The following is a 23,087-nucleotide window of genomic DNA, read 5'->3' on the forward strand; positions in this document are numbered from 1 at the left end:
CGTTTGTTTTATGGACTTTGTGAAGTCTCTACCGCAACCGGTTCTCTTTCCATTTACTGCGCGGCTGGGCAACGGTAGTAACGGCACCGTTGGTTTTGGGTTTTTGCTGCTGCATCAGGTAAGCGGCCAGCACCGCAGCCAGTTCGGCTTCTGCCGGGTTTTCCGGTGCCTGTAGTACGTCAGGGGTAAAGTAGCGGTTCACAAAATGAGTATCGAACCGGCCGGAGCGGAAGGCGTCGTGTTCCATTACGAAACGGCAGAACGGCAGCGTGGTCTGTACGCCTGTGATTTGGTATTCGTCGATGGCGCGGATCATTTTTTCGATGGCCTCCTCACGGGTGTTGCCGTAGGTGATGAGCTTGGCAATCATCGGGTCGTAATAGATGGGAATATCCATGCCCTGCTCAAAGCCGTCGTCCACGCGAACGCCATTGCCTTGCGGCCGCACATAGGTTTGCAGCGTACCCACATCGGGCAGGAAATTGTTGGCGGGGTCTTCGGCGTACACGCGCACCTCAACGGCATGACCCTTGATCTGCAAATCGTCCTGTTGGATCGCCAGCGGCTTGCCCTCGGCGATATAGATCATCTGCTTCACCAGGTCGACGCCCGTAATCTGCTCCGTGACGGGGTGCTCTACCTGAAGCCGCGTGTTCATTTCCAGGAAATAGAAGTTCAACTGATCGTCCACAATAAACTCCACCGTGCCGGCTCCGTAGTAGCCGCAGGCGCGGGCCACATCCACGGCGGAGCGGCCCATCTCGGCCCGGATCTCCGGTGTCAGTACGGCCGAGGGGGCTTCTTCAACTACTTTCTGGTGACGGCGCTGCACCGAACACTCCCGCTCAAACAGGTGGATGATGTTGCCGTGCTGATCGCCCAGCACCTGAATTTCCACGTGCCGGGGCGAGGTAACGTATTTTTCGATGAATACCGACCCATCGCCAAATGCCGACAGGGCTTCGCTGACGGCCCGGTCCATCTGCTCATCGAAATCGGACTCCTGCTCTACAATCCGCATCCCTTTGCCCCCGCCCCCGGCACTGGCCTTGATCAGAATGGGATAGCCGATCTGCGCCGATAATCGTTTGGCTTCGGTGCGGTCGGTAATGGCACTGGGCGTACCGGGCACCATCGGGATGTTGTAAGCCGATACAGCAGCTTTGGCGGCCAGTTTACTACCCATGATCTCGATGGCCTCGGGCGAAGGGCCGACAAAGATCAGGCCGGCCTCACGCACCATGCGGGCGAAGTTGGCATTCTCCGACAAAAAGCCGTAGCCCGGATGAATGGCATCGACATTCAGATTTTTGCAGACATCAATAATGGCATCGCCCCGCAGGTAGGACTCCGACGAAGCCGCCGGGCCAACGCACACAGCCTCGTCGGCGTAGCGGACGTGCAGCGCGTTGCGGTCGGCTTCGCTGTAGATGGCAACGGTCCGGATACCCATTTCACGGGCGGTGCGCATGATGCGCAGGGCAATTTCGCCCCGGTTAGCAACCAAAAGTTTTTTTATATTCGTCATGGAATGGCGTACAGAATGCAGGAAAAGCCAAAAATACGGGCCTAACGGCAAATAGTATATAAAGATTACGAAATTGAATTTATCGGCGTGTTTTTGTGGGTATTAATAATTACTTTATTTTTGCACTAATTGGCATCAGAACAAGGTATTTAACCTGTAAACAAGGCTATAAAAGTGGATTTATTTGAGAAACTGCGCGATAACCTGGGACCGATCGGGTCGTTTGCCAGGGAACTGAAGGGACACCATTATTTTGCCTTTCCGAAGCTGGAAGGCGAAATCGGACCGCATATGCGATTCCGGGGGAAAGAGATGCTGAACTGGAGTCTGAACAACTACCTGGGGCTGGCCAATCATCCGGAGGTTCGGAAAGCCGATGCCGAAGCCACCGCCCAATGGGGGCTGGCGTACCCGATGGGTGCCCGCATGATGTCGGGCAACAGTAATCTGCACGAGCAGCTGGAGCACGAGTTAGCCACGTTTGTCGGTAAAGAAGATGCCTTCCTGCTGAACTACGGCTATCAGGGTGTGATGTCGGCCATCGAAGCCATCGTCGACCACCGCGATGTGATCGTCTACGATGCCGAGTGCCACGCATGCCTGATTGACGGGATTCGCCTGCATAAAGCCAAGATGGGCGAGTACTACAAGTTCAATCACAACGATATGGTCAGCCTGGAGAAAAACCTGCAGCGGGCCACCAAAAAAGCCGCCGAAAAAGGCGGTGGTATCCTGGTGATTACCGAGGGCGTATTTGGTATGTCGGGGAAAATCGGTAGCCTGGATAAGATTGTTAAGCTGAAAGAAACCTATAAATTCCGCCTGCTGGTCGACGATGCCCATGGCTTTGGTACGATGGGCGAAACCGGGGCGGGTGTCGGCGAACTGCTGGGTTGTCAGGACGGTATCGACCTGTACTTCTCCACGTTTGCCAAGTCGATGGCAGCCATCGGGGCTTTCATTGCCGCCGATCACGACGTCATCATGTACCTGAAGTACAACATGCGCTCACAGACCTACGCCAAGGCGCTGCCCATGCCGTATGTAGTGGGTGCCCTGAAGCGGCTGGAACTGATTCGCAACCATCCCGAGCTGCGGGAGAAGCTGTGGGAGAACGTCCGGGCGTTGCAGAATGGTCTGCGCGAGCGGGGTTTCAATATTGGGGATACGGCCTCGCCGGTAACGCCGGTGCTGCTGCACAGCGAAGGTGGCGTGCCGGAAGCCTCGGCTATGGTTCGGGACCTGCGCGAAAATAAAGGCGTTTTCTGCTCCATTGTCGTCTACCCGGTTGTTCCGAAGGATGTAATCATGCTGCGAATCATCCCAACAGCGGCTCATTCGCTCGACGATGTACAGTATACGTTGGAAGCTTTTACTGAAGTTGCCGAAAAGCTACAAAAAGGCTACTACCGAGAAAATGTTGGGCTTGCCATAGCACCAGAGGTAACATCCGTACATGCCGGAACGGCCGCTGAATAAATGAAGATACGTGGGGTTGGATTTTTTGCCTATTTTTTTGGCTTGTCTATTGCGGTGAATGTCGGAATGCTTATATTTCCGCAGAAAACCGCGTTTTTAGCGGAATTAGGGCATTTTTTCACAATCTAAACCCCATTCGTATCGCTATGACACGTTTTGAGGAAGTAAAAAATCTGGTGATGTCACTGGAAGGTGATTTCGAGAAGTTCTACGAAAAGAACAACCAGGCCGCCGGCACCAGAGTACGCAAGGGCATGCAAGACCTGAAGACTCTGGCCCAAACGATCCGGTCAGAAGTTCAGGATAAGAAGAACGAAGCCGCTAAGGCGTAACACCTGCCCATTTACTGGCCCGCCGGATCTCCTCCGGCGGGCTTTCTGTTTTTAGAGCTTCTCCCGGTGCATTAGCGTTGCCAAGCCGCGGGTAGTTACTTTACCCGTCTGCGCATCGCGTATGTCGGTAGATACTTCGGCGATATGTTTTTCCGGATTGACCGACTTCACCGTAAATACGGCTTCGTAATCTGTGTCTACAAACATCGGTCGGAGAAACTCCAGCGTCTGACCCAGGTAGACCGAGCCGTAACCGGGAAACTCGGTACCCAGCACTTTAGTAAAGATACTGGCCCCAAGCATTCCGTGAATAATTGGACGTTTGAACGGAGTCTGAGCGGCAAAATCAGCGTCGAGGTGCAGCGGGTTGTTGTCGCCGGTCACCCGCGCAAAGTTTTCCACATCGGCCTGGGAGAACCGGAAGGCGTGCCGGTACTCGGCATTTAACGCAAATGGGGGCATAGTATAGCAGGGATTCTTTTGTTGATAGCCGCAAGTTAGCGCAATTACCGGTTAACTGGAATGGTCGCTGACAATCACCCAGCGGCCACCCCGCTTCTGCCAGAGCAGCGTAAACGACCCACCGGCATCGCCAATCTCCGGCCGTGTCAGGTGCCAGCGCCCAATAACATACGCCACATTGGGTGCCGGAAAGGTTAGTCGGACAATATCAAATTTCAGCGTTCCCATCGAGGCCCGGTCGGGATACCGTTTGCGGTAATTGGACAAGGTGGCTTCGTAGCCGTAGGTAACTCCCACCTTGCCGATGAAGGTTAGCGAATCGGATTTCCAGTAACCTTCCATAAACTTATCGACGTTACCGGCGTTCCAGTCGCTGGTCTGCCGGTCCAGAATGGCCAGAATGGCTTTGCGGTCGGCTGCGCTCTGGCCATAGGCAGTCAGGCTAAATACCCCCCAGAGTAGCAGGGTCAGTCGTACTATGCTCATTTTTCGCGAACTTTGTCTAATCCGCTAAAGCTATGAAACAGATTCGGGACTTTTACGAAAAATATAAACCATACGTCTTTGCCGACGGTTGGTACTACATCTTTATCCTAGTGTTCATCATCTTTCTATTTATCTTTTTTTCCTGATTGGCCGCATCTCCAGACTTACTGACCCTTGTAAACCCTCTGTCGGGAACCTTATCGCCGGAACAGAAAGACGTTCTGATTGAGTATCTGGTGCAGCAGGCAGATGAAATGGGCTATATACCGGAGGTTGTCATCACAAAATACCCCGGCCACGCCACCGAACTGGCTACGCATGCGGTGCAACGTGGTATCCGCCGGATAATTGCTATTGGGGGCGATGGTACGGTCAACGAAATCGCCCGCGCGCTCCGCCATACCGCTACCGCTCTGGGCATTGTCCCAATCGGCTCCGGCAATGGGCTGGCCCGACATTTAGGCATACCGTTAGTACCTAAAGAGGCTGTTCTGAAAGCCCTGCACGGCCGCCCGGTGGTGATCGATAGCGGGGAGATAAACGGACACCCTTTTTTCTGCACGGCCGGCTTTGGCTTTGAAGCCGTAGTGGCGCATGAGTTTGCCCGCCAGCCGGTACGGGGCCTGACCACCTACGCCCGTACCGCCTATCAGCTATTCTGGCAGTACCAGCCGGAGCCGCTGCTGGTGAATGGGCAGGAGAAAAAACTCTTTACGCTGACCTTTGCCAATGCAGCTCAGTTCGGCAACAACGCCTGGATTGCCCCGAAAGCAAATATTGCCGATGGCCTGCTGGAGCAGTGCGAACTCCAGCCGTTTTCGCTGCAATCAGTGGTAACACTCTTCTGGCAGCTCTTCCACCGCACCCTGCACGAATCAGCGTATTACCGCTCTGAAGCCATCCGAACGGCCACTATACAGGGGAGAAAACCACTGCTCATTCACGCCGATGGCGAACCCATTATTGTACCCTCGGATACCTGCCAGGTTCGGGTCCTGCCGAACAGCTTGCTGGTGCTGTTGTAAGCTGGGACGGTAAGAAAGCAGCCCCTCCGTCTTTATACAGGGAACCCTTTTTATTCCATGAAGGCATTGCTAAAAATCGGTATCTACCTGGTACTTACCATTGGTGGGCTATATGCTGCATCGGCCCAATCAGGCCCAAGGCGTAAACCCAACATCATCTATATTTTAGCCGATGATCTGGGGTATGGCGATCTGGCCTGCTACGGGCAGAAAGTGATTCAAACCCCTAATCTGGACCGGATGGCACGGGAAGGCATGCGCTTTACGCAACATTACGCCGGCAGTACGGTCTGTGCTCCTTCGCGCTCTGCCCTGATGACGGGGCTGCATACCGGCCATACCCGCATCCGGGGTAATGCCCGGTTTCCGCTGCTGCCGGAGGACAAAACGGTAGCGGAGTACCTGAAAGAAGCCGGCTATACCACCGCCCTCATCGGGAAGTGGGGCCTTGGCGAAGACGGCTCGTCGGGAGTACCCCGCAAACAGGGATTCGATTATTTCTACGGATACCTCAATCAGACCCACGCCCATAATCATTTTCCGGATTTTCTCTGGCGGAACGAAGAAAAGGTCCGGCTGGCCAATGAGGTTGTTTATGCAGAGAGTGGCGGGGTCAAGGGCATTGGTTCGGCGGCTACCAAACGGGTGGAGTGGACGCAGGATCTGTTTACCAAAGAGGCTTTGCAGTTTATCGAGCAATCGAAACAATCGCCTTTTTTCCTGTACCTGAGCTATGTAGCGCCCCATGCCAACAATGAACACCGGCTGGCGAGCCCGCATGGGATGGAAGTGCCCGACTACGGCCCCTACGCCAACCGTGATTTTTCGGATGTGCAGAAAGGCTTAGCCGCCAGTATCACCAAACTGGATGCCGATGTGGGCAGCCTGCTGGCTAAACTGAACGAATTGAAGCTGGACGAAAATACCCTGGTCATTTTCACCAGCGACAATGGCCCCCATGCCGAGGGCGGTAATGACCCCGCGTATTTCAACAGCAGTGGTGGCCTGCGCGGCATCAAACGCGATCTGTACGAGGGCGGTATCCGGGTGCCGATGATTACCCGCTGGCCCGGAAAAATTAAAGCGGGTGCGGTAACCAGCCACCCCTCTGCCTTCTGGGACTTTCTGCCCACGGCCTGCGCCCTGGCCGGAATTCAGCCGTCGACCCAGATCGACGGTATTTCGTACCTGCCTACACTTCTGGGCAAGGGAACCCAGAAACAGCATCCGTACCTGTACTGGGAGTTTCACGAACAGGGCCGCAAGCAGGCCGTTCGGCAGGGGAATTATAAGCTCATCTCCCTGCTGAAAGACAACCAATGGGAACTGTACGATCTGAGCCGCGACCCCGCCGAGCAGCAGAATATAGCCGCCCAACATCCCGCAGTTGTGAGCCGTCTGAAAAGCATAATGACGGAGGCTCGTGTACCATCGGAGGAGTTTCCGTTCACCCAATAACCAATTCTGACCTGCTTATGAACGTCCGTTCCGCCTTGTTCGTCCTGCTGGTTGCGGCTGCCTGGCTGGCGTCGGGCTGGGTATCTGTACCCAACCCGCCGGCAGAAGCGCCACTCCCGCAGCGGCCCAATATCCTCTGGCTGTCCTGCGAGGATATGTCGCCCCGGCTGAGCTGTTACGGCGACTCAACCGTTCTTACACCCAATATCGACCGGCTGGCGCGGGAGGGCGTTCGGTACACCAATGTGTTCTGCACGGCGGGGGTGTGTGCCCCGAGCCGCAACGCCATCATTACGGGCATGTACCAGACCAGCACCGGTGGCCACAACATGCGGACCCTGTACGATACGTATCCGCAGCAGACCGGGCTACCCAAAACCTATTCGGTGGTGATGCCGCCGGCGGTAAAAGCCTTTCCCGAATACCTGCGGGCGGCTGATTACTACACCACCAACAATGCCAAAACGGATTACCAGTTTGAGGAACCGCCCACCGTTTGGGACGAAGTCGGCAACAAAGCCCACTGGCGCAACCGCACCGGCGAAGCAGCCAAACGGCCGTTCTTCGCGATCTTTAACAACGTGGTCACCCACGAATCGCAGGTTTGGGTCCGCAAAGACAAGCCCTTGCGGGCCGACCCGGCCAACATTAAGGTGCCACCCTATTACCCCGACACCAAAACCGTGCGGCAGGACATGGCCCGGTTCTACAGCAATATTCGGGAGATGGACGACTGGGTGGGTGATCTGCTGAAACAGCTTGACGACGATGGTCTGCTCGACAATACCATTATCTTTTTCTGGTCGGACCACGGCGATGGCCTGCCCTTTGTGAAGCGCGAGATTTACGACCGGGGGCTGCGGGTGCCGCTGATTGTCCGTTTTCCGAATCGCCAATTTGCCGGCACAACCCGTAATGAGCTTATTTCCATGATCGACCTGGCCCCCACGGTGCTGACGCTAGCCGGGGTGAAGCCACCAGCGTATATGCAGGGGCAGGCTTTTCTGGACCCTCAGACCGGTAACCGGCCCCAGCGCATCCAGCCGCGCCGGTACATCTTTGCCGCCCGCGACCGACTCGATTCGGAATACGACCGCGTCCGGACCGTACATGATGGCCGTTACCAGTACATCCGCAATTTTTACCCGGAGCGTCCGCTCTACATGGATATTGCCTACCGCCGGCAGCAACCCATGATGGCCGAAATGCTTCAGTTGCGCGATGCCGGCCAACTAAATGCCGTACAGATGAACTGGTTCCGCAAAACCAAGCCCGCCGAAGAGCTGTACGACCTCCAGTCTGACCCCTACCAGTTAACGAATCTAACCAATCAACCAGCGCAGGCCGGGCACCTGAAGCGCTTGCGAAGCACAATGGATAACTGGCTGACAGACACCAGAGACCTGGGCGGAGTACCCGAGAAAGAACTGGTTCGCCGGATGTGGAACGGGCAGGACACCCCTCCGCTGACGGAAACGCCCCGGATTAGTCGCTCCGGCGAGCGGGTGACTATTAGCTGCCCAACCGAAGGGGCATCTATCGGCTACAAAGTGTCGGGAGAAGATACGCACTGGCGGGTCTACCAGAAACCGGTTGCGGTAGCCACCGGGAAAACGGTAACGGCCATTGCCATGCGCATCGGGTATAGCCCAAGTCCGGAAATTACCTCAACCGGGTTACAGCAGGCCGAGAAGAAATAACCAGGCACTGATGCCCTACTGCTTATTCGGAAACGGGATAATCAGCTTCTCTCCGCGCTGGGCGTAGTTGCGGTCCTTTTTGTTCGCTTTCATCAGCTGGTCAACCGTTACGCCGTATTTTTGCGCCACTACCCGGAGCACATCACCGGGACCAACGGTATGAACGGCCTTTATCTTTACGTTTAACCTGGTCATTCCGGCTTTAACATCGCTCTCCGTTATACCCGGGTTCAGGGCTTTCAGGGTATTAACCGACATATTATAGCGGGTAGCCACGCTGAACAGGGTTTCGCCGGCCGCAACCGTATGGGTATATGAAGTTCCACCAGGTTTTACGGCAGCCGGGGCGGCTGCTTCCGGTTTTGGCTCTTCTTTGGGCTTAGCTACCTCTTTCGGCTTCTCGGCGGCTGGCTTAGCCACTTCGGTGTTTGTCGGCCCAGGCTCACTTTTTTCAGGCGTGGGCGCTACCGCATCGGCCGGTGGGGTGGCCTGCGACAGATCGACAGGGGCGGGGTCGGAGGAGGTCGGCGTGACTTCTTCCGGGGTCAGTACCTCCGGCTCAGTCTGCATGGCCAGCGATTGCCGGCTGGTGGAGTCGATCTGCACATTCGTGAACGCTTCTGAGCCGCCGGTATCATCTTTTATGTATTCGTACCCAATGTACAATAAGGCCAGGATCATCAGTACCAGCACAGCCAGGGTGATCGCCGGCAGGTTAGACGTTTGGGGGGAGCGGCTATTGCCTTTTGACTGTTCGGTATTCATAAAAGCACGGTTAACGGTATGCTGCTTATAAAACGTTGAGAATGGAGCACTAAGTAAGCACTATTGCAATATCACACAAGAAATTAGTGCTGGGCCCCGGAGGATTGGTGCAGATCCCGGCTCATCTCCTCCACTTTTGCTTTCAGTTCTTCTTTGTACGCTGCCAGCCGGTTGCCCACCGCCCCATCAAACGCACCGATAATCTGCGCAGCCAGAATGCCGGCGTTGCGGGCTCCGTTGAGGGCTACCGTAGCTACGGGTACTCCGGAAGGCATTTGCAGGATAGACAATACAGAGTCCCAGCCATCAATGGAGTTGGAAGACTTAACCGGCACCCCAATCACGGGCAGGGTGGTCAGCGAGGCTACCATGCCGGGCAGGTGAGCGGCTCCGCCGGCCCCGGCCACAATGACTTTCAGCCCCCGGTCGCGGGCCGTTTTGGCGTATTCCACCATTTTCTCGGGTGTGCGGTGGGCCGATACGATGTCCATTTCGTACGCTACACCTAATTCTGTCAGGATGTCGGCGGCCTCCTGCATCACCTTGCGGTCGGAGAGGCTGCCCATAATAATACCTACCATTCAGCGAAACAAAACCTTGTTGTGCGAAATAACGGAGTTTCGGGCAGAGTTGAGCGGGAAAAGGGGTAAATTTTATTGAGGTAATGCAGTAGCCTTGGCATATACAAAAGAAACATGGCTAAACGTACCCGGTAAATACTGCCGTACGAAAACATCCTTTATGGTATTCGGCTTATCTTTGGATAAAATAGCGTAATTATGAACTGGCGTGATCATATACATTCAGACCCAGACGTCTTATTGGGAAAGCCAATAATAAAAGGGACACGAATTTCTGTTGAGCTTATACTTGAATTATACGGTCAGGGTTGGACGGAGCAGATGATTCTGGAGAGTTACCCCAGGCTTACCCAAGACAGTTTAAGAGCCGTTTTCAATTACTTATCAGAATGTTTACGGCAGGAATTATATTTTTCCTTTAAAGCAAGTGCCTGATGCGCTTTTTAGCGAATGAGAATTTTCCAAAACCAAGTGTAGATTTATTGCGTAAAGCAGGCCATGAGGTTGTTAGTATTGCCGAAACAAACAGTGGCGTTAGCGATACGGCCGTTTTAAGCAAAGCGGTCGAAGAGCAACTTATCATTCTTACGTTCGACAGAGGTTATGGCGAACTGCTGTTTCGGTACCGTCTTGAGTGGTCACCGGCGGTAGTTTATTTTCGAACGAAAGGGCAAACGCCGTATGATGCTGCCTCCTTACTTCTGAAACTTCTTAAGGATGAACGTTTTGAAATCGTCAATAAATTTACTGTAGTAGATACCGAAAGCATACGGCAACGGCAATTATAAACCTCAGGCGTTACTTTTGTGCATGATTATGACCAACACACAATCTTTCCAGGCCGTGAACCCGGCCACCGGCGAATCACTGCCGGGCGATTTTTACGAAGCCACCGACGATCAGGTCAATGAAGCCTGCGAACGGGCTGCCGAGGCTTTTCAGGTGTATCGCAAAAAATCCGGTCCCGAAAAAGCCGCTTTCCTGGAGCGCATCGCCACTGAGATCGACGCGCTGGGCGACGACCTGCTGCAACGCGCCAACGCCGAAACCGGGCTCCCTCTGGCCCGACTAACCGGTGAGCGGGGCCGCACTACCGGGCAACTCCGGCTTTTTGCCGAGTACCTCCGCGAAGGTTCCTGGGTAAACGCCCGCATCGACACCGCCCTACCCGACCGGCAGCCGCTGCCCCGCCCGGACCTGCGGCAGATGCTGCGTCCGCTGGGACCGGTGGGTATTTTCGGAGCCAGTAATTTCCCGCTGGCGTTTTCGGTGGCGGGGGGCGACACGGCTTCGGCACTGGCGGCCGGCTGCACCATTGTGGTGAAAGCGCACCCGGCGCACCCTGGCACGTCTGACCTGGTAGGGCAGGCGATCCGGCAGGCGGTAGCCGCCTGCGGGTTACCCGAGGGGGTCTTCTCGATGGTGCACGGCCGGGGTACCGCCGTTGGCATGGCGATGGTACAGCACCCGGAAATTAAAGCCATTGGGTTTACCGGCTCGTTCCGGGGCGGCAAGGCGATCTACGACGCGGCTGCCCGGCGGCCGGAACCCATCCCCGTGTACGCCGAAATGGGCAGTACCAACCCGGTGTTTTTTCTGCCGGGAGCGCTGAAGAACAGCACCAAACTGGCGCAGGCGTATGTCGGTTCCATTACCCTGGGGGTTGGGCAGTTCTGTACCAATCCGGGGGTGGCCATTATGGCTCCCTGCGACGAAGCCGAGGCCTTTACCCAGGCGGCCCGGCAGGCCATCGGCGAGGTGGCTCCGGCCCCCATGCTAACCCAGGCCATCCAGCAGACGTACGTCAAAGGCATTACGCAACTGGCCGGTTTGCCGGGTGTGGAGGTGATTGGTATGCAGGGCGGAGAAACCTACGCCCACGGCACGGCTGCGCTGCTCACCGCCAAAGCCGGTACGCTGCTGCAATACCCCGAACTGGCCGAAGAGGTATTTGGCCCCGGCAGTGTACTGGTGGAAGCCGATAGCCGCGAGCAGATGTTGACTATCGCCCGCAGCCTGCATGGTCACCTGACGGCCACCATCCACGGCACCGACGACGAACTGCCCGATTACGCCGACCTGATCGACATTCTGGAGCAGAAAGTAGGCCGGCTGCTCATCAACGGCTTCCCGACGGGTGTAGAGGTGGGCCACGCCATGCAACATGGTGGGCCTTATCCGGCTACCACCGATGCGCGGTCTACTTCCGTGGGCACCAACGCCATTCTGCGCTTTGCCCGGCCGGTCTGCTACCAGGGCTTCCCGCCTGCCTTGCTGCCCGACGAACTGAAAGACGGCAATCCGCTGAACATCTGGCGGCTGGTCAATGGCGAATGGACCAAATAACTCCATCATGCTCAAACAGGTAATCTGGCTGGTCTGGCTCGGCGGTTGTCTGAGCCTGACCGGCTGTTCCACCACCACCGTGTACATTGTTCGCCATGCCGAGCGGGCCAACGACTCCGACACTACCAGTATATCGGCCGCCGGCCACCAACGTGCGCAGGCCCTGGCCGACCGGCTGGCCGGCACTGGAATTGACAGCATTTTTACTACGCCGTACCTCCGTACGCGCCAAACAGCCGCTCCGCTGGCGCAACGGTTGAACATACAGCCGGTAACGTACCCCACCCAGCCGACCCAAACGGTGGTGGATCGGCTCAAGCGCATCCGCTCGAAAGAGGTGCTGGTAGTGGGACACAGCAACACTGTGCTGGAAATTGTGCGTGGCCTGGGTGCCCGTCCGTCCAAAACGAAAATAGAGCACAACGAGTATAATAACCTGTTTGTAGTAACCCTTCGCCGGCGACCGTTCGCTAAGTCGGCTGACGTTTCAGCGCTGACTTACGGCGCTTCACCCACCCAATAGTTTGATTCGCCGGAATCCGGGTATAGCTTCGTTTCATAAACGTAACCCGTCTATGAAACGAAGCTTTTTTACGTTACTGACCCTACTTCTGATCATTGGCCAAACGCTGGCTCAAGGCTCAAAAACAGTTTCCGGAGCGCTTAACGAGAAACAGACCAATACACCTCTGCTTTACAAAGGACGGCAAATTGTGGTCGGCTCCGGTGGTGGTTTCACCGGCGAATCCGTATCCTATTACCTGCTCGACAATGGCACGCTATTCGCCAAACGCAGCACCGATTCTACATTCCGCTCTTTAGGGAAGCAGACGTCTGCCAATACCCAACGGACCTTCCGGCTACTGGAGACCGGTTGTAAGATCAAATCTACCCAATTCGACCACCCCGGTAATCGCTACTATTTTGTCTCCTGGAAAAAAGGCAAACAGGAACATGCGGTGAAATGGGGTGACCCACAACATACCGTCCCGGCCAGTTACAACCAGTTCTACAAGTCCTTTATAGCCCTGATTCCCGCTTCGGCGCGGTTGTAACAAGCCACGCTTTCTTCAGCTATAGGCTATTGCCCAACCATACACCACACTATGAAAATTGTTTACTCCTTCGCCCTGGCTTTGCTGGCGCTGCCGGCATTGGCCCAAACGCCCAACGGCTTCGCCCGGAAGCAAAAAACAGTACCACCGACGCCCAACCTGGCCCAACGGCTGGGGGCCGACGAATCCCCCATACCGGTTCGCCGGGCGGGACGTCCATCGCTGGCAGCTACCGGCACTTCCCGCCTTTCAGTGGAGCCACTCCGCCTGCGCATAGTTCGCGACACGGCTACCGGACTGCCGGTGTACATCGAAAACCGTCAGCCTGCCGCAACCCCGACCAGTTCACGTGGCCGGCAGAGTGCTGCGGCCGCTGCTTATCAGTTTCTGAGCCAGGTCGGCGGAATCCTGAAGATGGAGCGTCCTGAAGATAATTTCCAGATAGCGCATACCGAAACCGATGAAGTTGGGCAGACCCACATCCGAATGAAGCAGACCTACGCGGGTGTGCCGGTCTACGGCGGTGAAATCATGCTCCACCTGACCAACGGGGCCGTAACGCTCCTCAACGGCCGCTACCATGCCGTACAGAACATTGCCACACGCCCCCGCCTGAAAGTAAGCGAAGCGGCCGATTATGCTTTCCGCGATGTACGCAAACAGTCGGTAGTACGGTCGTTTGGCGATAATATCCTGCAGATGAAGCCGTCGGAGGGTGAGCTGTTTGTGTATCCGGTTAGTGAAACAAAGACGACGCTGGCCTGGCAGATAACGGTCCGGCCCAATATGCTGGAGCGCTGGCAGTATATTATTGATGCGCAGACGGGGGAGGTGCTGGACAAACACAACCATACCTGCGGGGTTGAAAGGACTGTAAGGGCCTCCGGACGAGATCTCAACGGAGTGATGCAGTCGTTCAGCACGTACCAGCATAACGGCTCGTATTACCTGATCGACGCCACGCAGACCATGTTCAACAATAAGACATCGGTGATGCCGAATGAGCCGGTCGGAGCAATCTGGACCATTGATGCCGCCAATACGTTTGGTGATAATGTAAAGATTCGGCACGTGATGTCGGCCAATAATACCAACTGGAACGCTACCGCTGTATCGGCTCATTACAATGCCGGACTGGCTTATGAGTACTATCGGAAGACGTTCAACCGGAATTCGCTGAACGGCAAGGGTGGCAACATCATTTCCGTCATTAACATGGCCGATGACGATGGGAAAGGGATGGACAATGCTTATTGGAACGGTAAATTTATGGCTTACGGCAACGGCCGCGTTGGTTTTAAGCCGCTGGCCGGGAGCCTCGACGTAGCCGGACACGAAATGACGCATGGCGTGGTGGAAAACACCGCTAATCTGGAGTACAAAGGCCAGTCGGGGGCCATCAATGAGTCGATGGCTGATGTGTTTGGGGTACTGATCGACCGCGACGACTGGACGATTGGCGAAGATGTAGTCAAGACGAGTGTGTTCCCGTCCGGAGCGCTTCGGAGTATGTCGAACCCCAACCAGGGGGGAAAAGGTACACGGGGGTATCAGCCCAAAACCATGTCGGAGTATGTCAGCACCACCGACGATAATGGCGGTGTGCATACCAACAGCGGTATTCCCAACTATGCCTTCTACCTGTTTGCGTCGAACATCGGCAAAGACAAAGCCGAGAAAGTGTACTACCGGGCCTTGAGCACCTACCTGACCCGTACGTCTAAATTTATTGACCTGCGGCTGGCGGTCGTCCGGGCGGCTACTGACCTGTATGGGGCTAGCAGCGCCGAAGCCAACGCGGCTAAGGGTGCGTTTGATGCCGTGGGTATTCTGGAAAGCTCCGGAACGCCTACCGAAAAAACACCGGATGTGCCCGTGGCCCAGGGGGCCGATCTGCTGCTGCTCTACGGCTCCCAGGATAACAAACTATACTCGACTACCATTACAACCGGTACGCCTAAATTTGACCTCAAAACAGCATCGGGCCTGAAGCACCGCCCGAGCGTGAGCGACGATGGGAAGTATGCCTACTACGTTACGCCTGATAAAAAGATCCGGGCCGTAAACCTGACCGGAATACCCGCCGAAACGATTATTTCCAGCGAAACGATCTGGGATAATGCCGCTATCTCAAAAGACGGCACCAAACTGGCTGCGCTGACCGCCGAAAAAGATGGCGCTATCTGGGTGTACAGCTACACCAAAAAGAAGTGGAAAAAATTTCAGCTTTACAACCCAACGTATAGTGACGGGGTCGCTACTGGTAACGTGAAGTATGCCGATTCGTTTGAGTGGGATTTTTCGGGGGAATACATCGTCTATGATGCCTACAACGAACTGGTTAACGCCGATGGAAAGGCTATCGGGTACTGGGACGTTGGCTTCATCCATGTCTGGGACGGTAGTAAAGATGATTTTGCCGAAGGAGAAATTGACAAGCTGTTTACGAATCTGGAGGAAGGCGAAAGTGTCGGCAATCCGTCGTTCTCCAAAAACTCGCCCGATATTATTGCGTTCGACTATTACAACTCGTTCGACAACAGCTACTATCTGCTGGCCGCCGACCTGAACAAAGGGAATGTGAATGTGGTGTACCAGAACAACACCCTGGGCTTCCCGAGCTACTCCAGGCAGGACAACCGGCTGGTATTTAGCACCGAAAACGGCAGCGGCCGGGAAGACATAGCGGCTATCAATCTGGCCGCCGACAAGATCAAGCCATCCGGCAATGCTGCCACTTTGTACACCAATGCCAAATGGCCGGTCTGGTACACGCAGGGCACGCGTACGCTGCCCACAAAAGACAAGCAGACAATTACCTTCAATACTATTTCGGATAAACCGGCGGGGGCGGAGTTTGCATTAAGTGCGTCGGCCACGTCCGGGTTGCCGGTGAGTTTTGCGGTCGTATCCGGCCCGGCTACCATTACGGGCAACAAGGTGAAAGTTACCGGGCAGGGCAGCGTCACCATACGCGCCTACCAGGAAGGCAACACAAAGTACTATTCTGCCACTCCCGTCGACCGCACCTTCGCCATCATGACCGTAACGGGCACTGAGCCCGCCTGGACCGATGCCGTGAAAGTTTATCCGGTCCCGGCTACCGCCATAGTCAATGTTGAAGTACCCGCCGGCGAAACCATCAGCGAACTCACCTTGACAAGCATCACGGGTGGAACTATTGCGCAGCAGCGCCCCGGCACGGCAAAAGCTGTTATAGATGTAAGCAGCCTGCCTAAAGGCATCTATATTCTAAATATACAAACGCCAACTGGTAGTGTAAGCAGGCGCGTAGTAAAGTAGGGGTCTGCATCCCGCCGGCCAAGCCAAGTTGCGGCTAGGTGCCCCCGGCCAACCAGGTTGCGCCAGCTTTTTCAGCTGCTTGGTGGCTGGGCCATCGGGACGCGAACTCATACTTTACTTCTTCGTCGTAATAATAATCACCCCACCCTGCCCCTTCGCACCATACAGGGCTTTGGCCTGTTCACCCTTCAGCACGTTAATCGACTCAATTTTATTCGGGTCAAGCTTGTCTTTTAGGTCAGTTCCTTTTGGTAGTTCTTTGCCATCAACAATAAACAATGCCGGAATCGGGGGCGGAGGTGGCGGAGCTACCACACCTACGGCCGGTGGAGCCGGTACGTCTAAGCTCTTGGTTCGCTGATCATTCAGGGAGGTATTCCCGTCCAGTTGAAACGAAATCGGCAGGTTGTATTTTACATTGACCGGTTTGCCCGACTGCCGGCCTGCTGTCCAGTGAGGCATGTCATACATAACCCGCATAGCTTCGGCGTTGATCTCTTCACTTAGGCCTTTCAAAATTTGTACATCGTGAATACTACCGTCCGTAGCCACCACAAAGCTGACGAATACTTTACCCTGTACACCGGCCTTAGCTGCTTTTTCAGGATACCTGATGTTTTGACCCAGGTAAGTCGCTAAGTTCTTCATACCCCCAGGAAATTGCGGGGGCTCTTCAACTACGGTGAAGATTTCACCCTTTGGCCCTAGTTTAGACAGGGCAGATAGTCCTTCTGATACCGCTCTTTCGTCCGACTTTTTATCAATTAGCTTGGCCACATCGCCTTCTTTTTGGGTACACATGACCAGGAGCGCGGCTGCTGGTATGACCAGGGCGTAGCGGACCAGCGCCCAGCGGCTGGTGGAGCGGGATTTGAGCATACGAATACGTTGTTTAAGTTGGGATGAATTGAAGAAAGGGTTAGTAATACCGACCGGATGCACGCCAAAGGCATAGTCGACCAGAAACGAAGCATACTGGTCTTTGTCGACCGCCTGCTGATCGGCCAGGTACTCGTGGACCTGCTGAATGGCCTGTTTATAGAGCGTCAGCACCGGATTGATCCAGAAAAAAGCCTGTACTATTTCGATCAAGAGAATATCGGCGCTGTGCCGCTGCCGGATGTGGATCAGTTCGTGCCGGCGAATCAGCTCGGAATCGGTATCGGCCGGGTTCAGCACCAGGTACCGGAAGAACGAGAACGTAGGCAGTTGACCCGCTTCGGGTATGACCAGCGTATGATCTCCCTGCGGGTACCTGGCCGAGCGGCTGATCATCCGCATCAGGCCGAGAACCTGAACGGTTAGCCGGAACAACAATCCCAGCGCCACTATCCCATACAAAGCAAACAGGATGGTTTGCCAGTCGGGGCCGGTTGGCTGGGCACGCTGGGTGACGGTAATGGACGGTAATGTAACCGAGGTCATGGGTACGCGCAGTGCTTCCACCGTCTGCGCCGGTACGGTCACCCACGGCAACACCAGCGAAAGGCCAATAGTGGCCAGCAGATACCAGCGGTTCAACCGGAAAAACGTATGCCGGCGCAGCCCCAGCCAGTAGCAGGCATAAAACAGGAGCAGAAACAGATTGGCCCGAATGAAATAGTCGATAATGGTCATGGCTTCTGAGGGTCGTCGCCCTTCCGGTTAAGGAGATTGATAATCTCGTCGGTTTCGTTCAGGCTCAGCTTGCGGTCCTTCACGAAGAAGGAGACCAGCTTCTGGAGCGAATTATCGAAGTAGTTCGTCATCAACTGGTCCATCTCGAAGCGCTTGTACTGTTCCTCCGTAATTAATGGATAGTATTCATGCGTTTTTCCATACGCTGTATAGCCTACTAAGCCCTTTTTCTCCAGAATCCGGATAATGGTCGAGACGGTGTTGTAGGCGGGTTTCGGCTCAGGCAGTTCGGCTAATACGTCTTTGACAAAGGCTTTTTCCAGACGCCAGAGCACCCGCATGATTTCTTCTTCTGCTTTCGTTAGTTCCCGTAGTTGCATACGTAAAGTGGTAATGATCGTTATAAGTCAAAGTTAATACTAAGGCTTTAGTTTCACAACTAATTTCATAGTTTTTTGGTGTAAAATTTTTTATTGGTAAAGGAGAGCGGAGGGAATAAAGGAGAAAATAGTATAGGTCCCTCCTTTATTCCCTCTCTCCTTTCACCTCATATACTTCAACTGCGTACCGTAAAGAACGGCGAAAATGATGCTGAAGAACACACTAAGCGAAGAGGCAACTCCCACTAATCCGCCAATCAGGATAATGGGCAGCAGGAAGCCGGCAAGGACACCTCCCAGATAAGAGTAAAAGCCAATCCGGCGCAGGTTAAACATCAGAATGGCTCCAATTAAGGTTAGCAGGTTATATACCAGCTTGGAGATGGACAGTTTCCGAATATTGTCGGCGCTCAGGCCTCCCTGCACTGAACCAATAATCCGCTCGGCAATATCGGTTCCTTCCCGACCTTGCACCCGGCTGGAGGCTTCATCAAGGGCATCCTGGGCTACAGTCGCTACCGTGTCGGCACTGGCGTAGGAAACAATGCTGTCGTATACCCCCCAGGCGCAACTGAGGAAGGTGAGAATGCAGAGGATGGTCAGAAACTGCGGACGCGCCGGGGCAGCTTCGTAGAGAGGTGGGGTAGGTGTTGGTTCCATGGGATGAATTAAGAATTAAGAGCTGTAATCTAAGCGGTTCCGGCGGTCAATGCAATAGGAAAACGATGAACGGCTCACCAGCCCCCGGTCGGTGGCTGGAATAGCTACCGATATTTTGAAAACATCGGCTTTCCTCCATAGTTTTACCCTTTTACAAATTAAAACCACAGATAATGACTTTACAGGAACTGACCGAGCAGATCCGGTCCCGCGTAGGCCACGCCGATAACCTGAATGCAACCGCTAAACTGGCTACCGACCAGGGCGTTATTTATATCGACGGCAACCAGTCGCCGGCCGTCGTCACCAACGAAGATAAAGAAGCCGACTGTCTGATTCAGGTGAGCATTGGCGACCTCCTCAAAATGGGCTCCGGCGACCTAAACCCCATGATGGCCTTTATGTCGGGCAAGCTGAAAGTTAAAGGCGACATGGGTGTAGCAATGAAGATGGCGCAGGTGATGTCTTGAGGAGTTAAGAATTAAGAGTGAAGAAGTAAGAATTATGCTTTCTCCGTCTTATTTTTAACTGCCGGGCTGCCCCGTCATATTCTTCACTCTTAATTCTTAACTCTTAACTCCTATGCCCTCCCGCCGAGACTTTATTCAGGCAAGCGCTCTGGCTGCTGCCGGTTCGTTTTTTATTGTGCCCCGCCATGTGCTGGGTAAAGGCTACGTTGCTCCCAGTGATAAGCTCAACATCGCGGCTGTGGGTTGCGGGGGCAAGGCTGATTTCAATATAAAGCAGGCCTATAACGGTGGCACCGACAATATGGTGGCACTCTGCGATGTCGATGACCGGCAATCGAAAAAATACCGCGAGCAGTTTCCCCGTGCGCCCTACTTCAGAGACTACCGACAGATGTTTGACCAGGCCGGCAAGACCTTCGATGCTCTCATTGTGACCACGCCCGACCATATGCACGCGCCGATTGCCATGGCCGCCATGCAGTTGGGCAAGCACGTATATGTGGAGAAACCGCTGACGCACGACATTTACGAGGCCCGGATGCTCACCGAAGCCGCCCGCAAATACCGCGTGGTGACGCAGATGGGTAACCAGGGCAGCAGCGGGGATGCCACCCGGCAAATTGAAACCTGGATTCAGAAAGGGCTGATCGGCAAGGTTCATACCGTCAACTGCTGGACCGACCGCCCGGTATGGCCGCAGGGCGTTCGCTCGCCCAAAGACCGGGGTGAGTCGCAGCCCATACCGCCGGAAGTAGACTGGAAGCTCTGGCTGGGCACTGCTCCCTACCGCGACTACCACGAAGCCTATATGCCGTTCCGCTGGCGGGGGTATTGGGATTTCGGCACCGGGGCGCTGGGCGATATGGGTTGTCATTTTATGGATGTGCCCTTCCGGGCGCTGAAACTGAAATATCCTACCTCGGTTGAATGTAGTGTCGGTTCAGTATACGCCGACTTCTTCAAACAGGCCTTTTTTGATGATGTTTGTCCGCCCTCCTCGGCTATCCACCTGACCTTTCCTTCCGACGACCGGAAAATCAAAGAGATAAAATTTTCGTGGTACGATGGTGGTATTCGTCCTCAACTCCCCGACGGTATCGACTACAATCAGGTATTCACCGATCAGAATGGGGGCGTTATGTTCATCGGCACCAAAGGCATAGTTGTTGGTGAGTTGTTCGGCGACAATCCGCGCCTGCTGCCCGCCGATAAGTTTGAGGGTAAGGCCCTGCCTGCTCCCGAAAAGCCGCTGGTCGAAGGCAAAACGGAGGGGCATCAGCAGCAGTGGGTGAAAGCCTGCAAGCAGGGCTACGGGGCTTACACCAGTTCATCGTTTGAGGAGTCTGGTCCGCTGACCGAAACCGTATTGATGGGCAACCTGGCCACCCGCAGCTATATGTACCGGGAGTCCAAAGCCGGTGGCGGCTATACCTTCCCCGGCCGTAAAAAGCTACTGTGGGATGGCGAAAACATGCGCATCACCAACTTCGACTACGCCAATCAGTTTGTAAAGCGCCAGTACAACGGCGGCTATCAGTTGTAATAAGCCGAGCGGTACAGCGCAGCGCAACTCCAGCCTGCGCTGTACCTGAAAATCTGTTACTGAACCCCAACCCACCGTCCATTTATGGTCCTGCGACTTACCGTTACCCTTAGTGGCCTGCTTCTGCTCGTGGTTACCGGCCACGCTCAGAACCCCGAGACGCTGCTGCTGAAAAACTACCGCCCGAAATCGATCTATAACGTACCGGTCTCCTCGGTACCGAAAGCGAAATATCCGGTCATCGATATGCATACCCACCCCTATGCGCAAACGGAGCAGCAACTGGCGCAGTGGGTAAAAACAATGGATCAGGTCGGAATCGAGCGGTCCATCATTCTGTCATACGCTACCGGAGCACGCTTCGATTCGCTGGTCGCTCTGTACGGTAAATACCCCAGTCGGTTTGAGGTATGGTGCGGCTTTGACTACACGGGCAAAGACCAGCCCGGCTGGAGCGAAAAGGCAGTGAAGGAACTGGAGCGCTGCTACCGCGCCGGAGCCCGTGGCGTGGGCGAACTGGGCGACAAAGGTTTAGGGGAGTTCTACTCTAAGCCCACGCCCGGCTACGGCATCCACATCGACGATGCCCGCCTGAAGCCCCTGCTGCAAAAATGCGCCGAACTCCGGATGCCCATCAGCATCCACGTAGCCGAACCGTACTGGATGTATGAGCCGATGGATTCCACCAACGACGGCCTGATGAACGCCTATAAATGGCGGATCGACAAAACCAAAGCCGGCCTGCTGGGGCATGCCGAACTGATAAAGACGCTGGAGAACGCCGTTCGCGACAACCCCAAAACCACCTTTATTGCCTGCCACTTTGCCAACTGCGAGCATAACCTCAATATCCTGGGCAGCCTGTTCGACAAATACCCGAACCTCTACGCCGATATTTCGGCCCGGTACGGTGAAACCGCGCCCATTCCCCGCTTTATGAATGCCTTTTTCAAAAAATACCAGGACCGGCTGGTTTACGGCACTGATATGGGTACAAGTCCCGGCATGTACGCCACCACGTTTCGCATTCTGGAAACTGCAGACGAGCATTTCTACGATTTCGACCGGTTCAGTTACCATTGGCCGCTGCACGGCTTTGGCCTGGACCAGATCGTACTCCGCAAGCTATACAGGCTCAATGCGCAGAAGATCTTAAGGCGGTAAGCAGCAGAAAAACGGCACTCCTGCCCTACCCTTCTGATTTATCGCTCAATAAAATCTTCCAGATCGCGGGGGGCACCAAACAGCAGCAGAATGTCGCCACTCTGGAGAATAGTTTCGGGCGGCACAATGCCCATGACCTGCAAATCACTGTTGTCGTTACCAAAAATGCTCCGGCGGCTGATACGCTTCAGAATGGTCACCAGCACCAGCCGGTACCGGTTGGCCAGATCCAGTTGGGTGATGGACTTACCCACATACCGCTGCGGCACCCCTACCTCCAGCAGCCGGTAGTCGGTGTTGATCTGGAAGGAGTCGACCACACCGGGCAGGTCCAGCTTCAGGGCCAGCCGCTCGGCCGCCGACGCTTCCGGATAGGCAAACTCCTGAATGTTCATGGCCTCCAGCACGATTTTCTGGAGCGGAGACGTTACCCGGCAAATAATCCGACCGACACCCATCTGCTTGAGCAGGGCGGTGGTCATGATGGTAGCCCCTTCGTTCTCGCCAATCGCCACTATGGCCGCATCCACGTCTTTTACCGGCAGTTGCTCAACGGCTTCTTTGGTAGTAGAATCCAACGCAATGGCGTGGGTAATACTGTGTTTGTACCGGTCTACGGTCTCCATTTTCTGGTCGACGCCGATCACCTCATGCCCCAGCTTCACGAGTTGTTCGGCCAGCGAAGCCCCAAAATTACCCAGACCAAAAACGATAAATTTCATAGCAACTCAGG

23 protein-coding genes are annotated in these 23,087 nt (G+C 54.9%); 14 read left to right on the plus strand and 9 right to left on the minus strand.

Going from position 1 to position 23,087, the window contains the following annotated elements; genetic code table 11:
* Nucleotides 1-28: 28 nt before the first annotated feature.
* Nucleotides 29-1,528, minus strand: coding sequence for an acetyl-CoA carboxylase biotin carboxylase subunit (gene accC / locus ABD931_RS20960; protein WP_345269897.1), 1,500 nt, complete (start codon nucleotides 1,526-1,528; stop codon nucleotides 29-31).
* Between the two features lie 174 nt (nucleotides 1,529-1,702).
* On the opposite strand from accC, the gene ABD931_RS20965 reads away from it, so the two are divergent.
* Both ABD931_RS20965 and ABD931_RS20970 read left to right on the plus strand, forming a co-directional pair.
* On the plus strand, nucleotides 1,703-3,007 hold the full coding sequence (locus ABD931_RS20965; RefSeq protein ID WP_345269898.1) for an aminotransferase class I/II-fold pyridoxal phosphate-dependent enzyme: 1,305 nt from the start codon (nucleotides 1,703-1,705) through the stop codon (nucleotides 3,005-3,007).
* A gap of 146 nt (nucleotides 3,008-3,153) precedes the next feature.
* Nucleotides 3,154-3,339 carry a BF3379 family histone-like protein gene (locus tag ABD931_RS20970; RefSeq protein WP_345269899.1) on the plus strand — a complete coding sequence of 62 codons (186 nt, stop codon included), beginning with the start codon at nucleotides 3,154-3,156 and terminating at the stop codon, nucleotides 3,337-3,339.
* A gap of 51 nt (nucleotides 3,340-3,390) precedes the next feature.
* Here ABD931_RS20970 and ABD931_RS20975 read toward each other — a convergent pair whose 3' ends face one another.
* Both ABD931_RS20975 and ABD931_RS20980 read right to left on the minus strand, forming a co-directional pair.
* A complete protein-coding gene (locus tag ABD931_RS20975; RefSeq protein WP_345269900.1) occupies nucleotides 3,391-3,801 on the minus strand; it encodes a MaoC family dehydratase in 411 nt (136 codons plus the stop codon).
* A gap of 51 nt (nucleotides 3,802-3,852) precedes the next feature.
* Entirely contained in the window at nucleotides 3,853-4,287 is a 435-nt protein-coding gene (locus ABD931_RS20980) for a YybH family protein (RefSeq protein ID WP_345269901.1), read from the minus strand.
* 146 nt (nucleotides 4,288-4,433) lie between these two features.
* On the opposite strand from ABD931_RS20980, the gene ABD931_RS20985 reads away from it, so the two are divergent.
* Genes ABD931_RS20985 through ABD931_RS20995 form a run of 3 tightly spaced genes read left to right on the plus strand, consistent with a single transcriptional unit; the run spans nucleotide 4,434 to nucleotide 8,470 of the window.
* Nucleotides 4,434-5,312 (plus strand): diacylglycerol/lipid kinase family protein, encoded by an 879-nt coding sequence (locus ABD931_RS20985; RefSeq protein ID WP_345269902.1) that lies wholly within the window; start codon nucleotides 4,434-4,436, stop codon nucleotides 5,310-5,312.
* 57 nt (nucleotides 5,313-5,369) lie between these two features.
* Entirely contained in the window at nucleotides 5,370-6,770 is a 1,401-nt protein-coding gene (locus ABD931_RS20990) for an arylsulfatase (protein ID WP_345269903.1), read from the plus strand.
* A gap of 17 nt (nucleotides 6,771-6,787) precedes the next feature.
* Nucleotides 6,788-8,470 (plus strand): sulfatase family protein, encoded by a 1,683-nt coding sequence (locus ABD931_RS20995; RefSeq protein WP_345269905.1) that lies wholly within the window; start codon nucleotides 6,788-6,790, stop codon nucleotides 8,468-8,470.
* A 15-nt stretch (nucleotides 8,471-8,485) separates the two neighbouring features.
* Here the strand turns inward: ABD931_RS20995 and ABD931_RS21000 are convergent, their stop codons facing one another.
* Together ABD931_RS21000 and purE are read right to left on the minus strand one after the other, a co-directional pair.
* Complete coding sequence (locus tag ABD931_RS21000) at nucleotides 8,486-9,235, minus strand: LysM peptidoglycan-binding domain-containing protein (RefSeq protein ID WP_345269906.1); 750 nt, start codon at nucleotides 9,233-9,235, stop codon at nucleotides 8,486-8,488.
* Between the two features lie 83 nt (nucleotides 9,236-9,318).
* The gene (gene purE / locus ABD931_RS21005) at nucleotides 9,319-9,816 is read right to left on the minus strand and encodes a 5-(carboxyamino)imidazole ribonucleotide mutase (protein ID WP_345269907.1); all 498 of its coding nucleotides are present in this window, start codon (nucleotides 9,814-9,816) and stop codon (nucleotides 9,319-9,321) included.
* Nucleotides 9,817-10,014: 198 nt separating this feature from the next.
* Here purE and ABD931_RS21010 point away from each other — a divergent pair, with 198 nt between their 5' ends.
* From ABD931_RS21010 to ABD931_RS21035, 6 genes are read left to right on the plus strand one after another with little or no spacing between them, the layout of a single operon-like run.
* Nucleotides 10,015-10,251, plus strand: a complete 237-nt coding sequence (locus ABD931_RS21010; RefSeq protein ID WP_345269908.1) for a DUF433 domain-containing protein — start codon at nucleotides 10,015-10,017, stop codon at nucleotides 10,249-10,251.
* On the plus strand, nucleotides 10,251-10,604 hold the full coding sequence (locus tag ABD931_RS21015; protein ID WP_345269909.1) for a DUF5615 family PIN-like protein: 354 nt from the start codon (nucleotides 10,251-10,253) through the stop codon (nucleotides 10,602-10,604). The genes ABD931_RS21010 and ABD931_RS21015 overlap by 1 nt, the downstream gene beginning before the upstream one ends.
* Nucleotides 10,605-10,632: 28 nt before the next feature.
* Nucleotides 10,633-12,162 carry an aldehyde dehydrogenase (NADP(+)) gene (locus ABD931_RS21020; RefSeq protein WP_345269910.1) on the plus strand — a complete coding sequence of 510 codons (1,530 nt, stop codon included), beginning with the start codon at nucleotides 10,633-10,635 and terminating at the stop codon, nucleotides 12,160-12,162.
* Nucleotides 12,163-12,169: 7 nt separating this feature from the next.
* Complete coding sequence (locus ABD931_RS21025) at nucleotides 12,170-12,685, plus strand: SixA phosphatase family protein (protein ID WP_345269911.1); 516 nt, start codon at nucleotides 12,170-12,172, stop codon at nucleotides 12,683-12,685.
* A gap of 52 nt (nucleotides 12,686-12,737) precedes the next feature.
* On the plus strand, nucleotides 12,738-13,217 hold the full coding sequence (locus ABD931_RS21030; RefSeq protein ID WP_345269912.1) for an FAD-binding oxidoreductase: 480 nt from the start codon (nucleotides 12,738-12,740) through the stop codon (nucleotides 13,215-13,217).
* 51 nt (nucleotides 13,218-13,268) lie between these two features.
* A complete protein-coding gene (locus ABD931_RS21035) occupies nucleotides 13,269-16,520 on the plus strand; it encodes a M4 family metallopeptidase (protein WP_345269913.1) in 3,252 nt (1,083 codons plus the stop codon).
* 114 nt (nucleotides 16,521-16,634) lie between these two features.
* Here ABD931_RS21035 and ABD931_RS21040 read toward each other — a convergent pair whose 3' ends face one another.
* The 3 genes from ABD931_RS21040 to ABD931_RS21050 form a co-directional block, all read right to left on the minus strand.
* Entirely contained in the window at nucleotides 16,635-18,137 is a 1,503-nt protein-coding gene (locus tag ABD931_RS21040) for a M56 family metallopeptidase (protein WP_345269914.1), read from the minus strand.
* Nucleotides 18,134-18,517 carry a BlaI/MecI/CopY family transcriptional regulator gene (locus ABD931_RS21045; protein ID WP_345269916.1) on the minus strand — a complete coding sequence of 128 codons (384 nt, stop codon included), beginning with the start codon at nucleotides 18,515-18,517 and terminating at the stop codon, nucleotides 18,134-18,136. The genes ABD931_RS21040 and ABD931_RS21045 overlap by 4 nt, the downstream gene beginning before the upstream one ends.
* A 162-nt stretch (nucleotides 18,518-18,679) precedes the next feature.
* Nucleotides 18,680-19,177 (minus strand): hypothetical protein, encoded by a 498-nt coding sequence (locus ABD931_RS21050; RefSeq protein WP_345269917.1) that lies wholly within the window; start codon nucleotides 19,175-19,177, stop codon nucleotides 18,680-18,682.
* A 173-nt stretch (nucleotides 19,178-19,350) separates the two neighbouring features.
* Here ABD931_RS21050 and ABD931_RS21055 point away from each other — a divergent pair, with 173 nt between their 5' ends.
* The 3 genes from ABD931_RS21055 to ABD931_RS21065 all read left to right on the plus strand — a co-directional run bounded on the left by ABD931_RS21055 (nucleotide 19,351) and on the right by ABD931_RS21065 (nucleotide 22,354).
* The gene (locus ABD931_RS21055; RefSeq protein ID WP_345269918.1) at nucleotides 19,351-19,647 is read left to right on the plus strand and encodes an SCP2 sterol-binding domain-containing protein; all 297 of its coding nucleotides are present in this window, start codon (nucleotides 19,351-19,353) and stop codon (nucleotides 19,645-19,647) included.
* Between the two features lie 112 nt (nucleotides 19,648-19,759).
* Nucleotides 19,760-21,190, plus strand: a complete 1,431-nt coding sequence (locus tag ABD931_RS21060) for a Gfo/Idh/MocA family oxidoreductase (protein ID WP_345269919.1) — start codon at nucleotides 19,760-19,762, stop codon at nucleotides 21,188-21,190.
* Nucleotides 21,191-21,274: 84 nt separating this feature from the next.
* Nucleotides 21,275-22,354, plus strand: a complete 1,080-nt coding sequence (locus tag ABD931_RS21065) for an amidohydrolase family protein (protein ID WP_345269920.1) — start codon at nucleotides 21,275-21,277, stop codon at nucleotides 22,352-22,354.
* Nucleotides 22,355-22,392: 38 nt separating this feature from the next.
* Here the strand turns inward: ABD931_RS21065 and ABD931_RS21070 are convergent, their stop codons facing one another.
* Nucleotides 22,393-23,076 carry a potassium channel family protein gene (locus ABD931_RS21070; RefSeq protein ID WP_345269921.1) on the minus strand — a complete coding sequence of 228 codons (684 nt, stop codon included), beginning with the start codon at nucleotides 23,074-23,076 and terminating at the stop codon, nucleotides 22,393-22,395.
* Nucleotides 23,077-23,087: the final 11 nt, after the last annotated feature.

Origin of the sequence: Nibrella viscosa (assembly GCF_039541875.1) — a bacterium.
Classification (GTDB): Bacteria; Bacteroidota; Bacteroidia; order Cytophagales; family Spirosomataceae; genus Nibrella; species Nibrella viscosa.

What these genes read in the sequence shown, in the direction of transcription:
- accC (WP_345269897.1), bottom strand. Translation starts at nt 1,528, where the DNA reads ATGACGAATATAAAAAAACTTTTGGTTGCTAACCGGGGCGAAATTGCC.
- ABD931_RS20970 (WP_345269899.1), top strand. Translation starts at nt 3,154, where the DNA reads ATGACACGTTTTGAGGAAGTAAAAAATCTGGTGATGTCACTGGAAGGT.
- ABD931_RS20975 (WP_345269900.1), bottom strand. Translation starts at nt 3,801, where the DNA reads ATGCCCCCATTTGCGTTAAATGCCGAGTACCGGCACGCCTTCCGGTTC.
- ABD931_RS20980 (WP_345269901.1), bottom strand. Translation starts at nt 4,287, where the DNA reads ATGAGCATAGTACGACTGACCCTGCTACTCTGGGGGGTATTTAGCCTG.
- ABD931_RS20990 (WP_345269903.1), top strand. Translation starts at nt 5,370, where the DNA reads ATGAAGGCATTGCTAAAAATCGGTATCTACCTGGTACTTACCATTGGT.
- ABD931_RS20995 (WP_345269905.1), top strand. Translation starts at nt 6,788, where the DNA reads ATGAACGTCCGTTCCGCCTTGTTCGTCCTGCTGGTTGCGGCTGCCTGG.
- ABD931_RS21000 (WP_345269906.1), bottom strand. Translation starts at nt 9,235, where the DNA reads ATGAATACCGAACAGTCAAAAGGCAATAGCCGCTCCCCCCAAACGTCT.
- purE (WP_345269907.1), bottom strand. Translation starts at nt 9,816, where the DNA reads ATGGTAGGTATTATTATGGGCAGCCTCTCCGACCGCAAGGTGATGCAG.
- ABD931_RS21010 (WP_345269908.1), top strand. Translation starts at nt 10,015, where the DNA reads ATGAACTGGCGTGATCATATACATTCAGACCCAGACGTCTTATTGGGA.
- ABD931_RS21015 (WP_345269909.1), top strand. Translation starts at nt 10,251, where the DNA reads ATGCGCTTTTTAGCGAATGAGAATTTTCCAAAACCAAGTGTAGATTTA.
- ABD931_RS21020 (WP_345269910.1), top strand. Translation starts at nt 10,633, where the DNA reads ATGACCAACACACAATCTTTCCAGGCCGTGAACCCGGCCACCGGCGAA.
- ABD931_RS21025 (WP_345269911.1), top strand. Translation starts at nt 12,170, where the DNA reads ATGCTCAAACAGGTAATCTGGCTGGTCTGGCTCGGCGGTTGTCTGAGC.
- ABD931_RS21030 (WP_345269912.1), top strand. Translation starts at nt 12,738, where the DNA reads ATGAAACGAAGCTTTTTTACGTTACTGACCCTACTTCTGATCATTGGC.
- ABD931_RS21035 (WP_345269913.1), top strand. Translation starts at nt 13,269, where the DNA reads ATGAAAATTGTTTACTCCTTCGCCCTGGCTTTGCTGGCGCTGCCGGCA.
- ABD931_RS21040 (WP_345269914.1), bottom strand. Translation starts at nt 18,137, where the DNA reads ATGACCATTATCGACTATTTCATTCGGGCCAATCTGTTTCTGCTCCTG.
- ABD931_RS21045 (WP_345269916.1), bottom strand. Translation starts at nt 18,517, where the DNA reads ATGCAACTACGGGAACTAACGAAAGCAGAAGAAGAAATCATGCGGGTG.
- ABD931_RS21050 (WP_345269917.1), bottom strand. Translation starts at nt 19,177, where the DNA reads ATGGAACCAACACCTACCCCACCTCTCTACGAAGCTGCCCCGGCGCGT.
- ABD931_RS21055 (WP_345269918.1), top strand. Translation starts at nt 19,351, where the DNA reads ATGACTTTACAGGAACTGACCGAGCAGATCCGGTCCCGCGTAGGCCAC.
- ABD931_RS21060 (WP_345269919.1), top strand. Translation starts at nt 19,760, where the DNA reads ATGCCCTCCCGCCGAGACTTTATTCAGGCAAGCGCTCTGGCTGCTGCC.
- ABD931_RS21065 (WP_345269920.1), top strand. Translation starts at nt 21,275, where the DNA reads ATGGTCCTGCGACTTACCGTTACCCTTAGTGGCCTGCTTCTGCTCGTG.
- ABD931_RS21070 (WP_345269921.1), bottom strand. Translation starts at nt 23,076, where the DNA reads ATGAAATTTATCGTTTTTGGTCTGGGTAATTTTGGGGCTTCGCTGGCC.